Source organism: Candidatus Bipolaricaulota bacterium, assembly GCA_021159055.1.
Taxonomy (GTDB): Bacteria; Bipolaricaulota; Bipolaricaulia; order UBA7950; family UBA9294; genus S016-54.
Genome location: JAGGSO010000129.1, coordinates 1 through 1184, shown reverse-complemented (window position 1 = coordinate 1184; position 1184 = coordinate 1). Strand labels below are relative to the sequence as shown.

At 41.2% G+C, this 1184-nt stretch carries 1 protein-coding gene; it reads right to left on the bottom strand.

Annotated features, from left to right (window positions below; genetic code table 11):
* Window positions 1-27 precede the first annotated feature (27 nt).
* Window positions 28-1184: chitobiase/beta-hexosaminidase C-terminal domain-containing protein (locus J7J55_06630; GenBank protein MCD6142375.1), on the bottom strand; the 1157-nt coding region annotated here is incomplete at its 5' end.

Here is a 1184-nt window from a genome sequence, read left to right as displayed (position 1 = left end):
ATTAACTCTTTTTTGATTTTCTGGTTTTTATAAAAAATCTTCAGTTGGCGGATTGTTTTTGAGAATTTCGAATGTGGCTGTTTTTGTTGATTCTGTATTTCCAGCATTGTCGGCAGAGTAATAATCGACGGTATATGTGCCATCTGTACTCAATGTGAATGGTGCAGTATATGTTGTCCATGTTCCCCCATTTACCCTGTATTTTGTATATGCAATGCCTGACATTGAGTCAGTTCTTGAGATGGATACTGTAACATCTGTTGTGTAAACATTTCCTTCTTTTGTTCCTGAGATAGATACTGATGATACCGGGCTTGTCGAGTCTATTTTTACGGAGAATGACTGCTCAGATGCGGTATTTCCTGCGTTGTCAATTGCATAGAAATCTATGGTGTACTGACCGTTTGATGATATGGTGAATGGTGCAGTATATTCCTGCTCTGCTCCACCACCATTTATCGTGTATTTTATTGCATCTATGCCCGATGATGCATCTGTTGCTGTGAGCGTGACATCAACATTGGAGGTATACCAGTTGTTGTTTCCTGCTGTTCCTGAAAGGCTATGAGACAGAACCGGTACCTCTCTATCTATATTTACATTGAAGGATGTTGAATTGTTGTTTCCTGCATTGTCAATTGCATAGAATTGGACTGTGTGTGATCCATCTGTGCTTATTGTAAATGGAGTTGTGTAATCCTGCCATACTCCGTCATCTATCCTATATTTCATTTCTGCAATGCCGTTTTCATCTGTTGCGTTGAGTGTGACAGCAACATTGGAGGTATACCAGTTGTTGCTTCCTGCTGTTCCTGTAAGAGAGTATGAAAGGGCCGGTGGTATTGAATCAACCTCAATGCTTCCGTTGCCCAGAATGATCGGCAATGGACTACCCAAACTATCAGATACCACTACGTTTAATAGGCCAATTGGTGAGGTACCGCTCACATCATTTGTTTTGAAATGAATGATGGCAAATGTTCCTTTCTCAGAGGTAGTGGTTCCCAGATTGGAGGCAACTATATTCCTTATTGTGCCATCAGTGTTATTTATATCCAAGGTGCCATTAAACCACAGATCAAACATTCCACCATCATCAACGCCCACTGCTGTAATAACTGAAGGATCGAATGTTATGTCACACTGCGCACCTGATACGGGCTGCAGCGGGTCAATTGTTATGG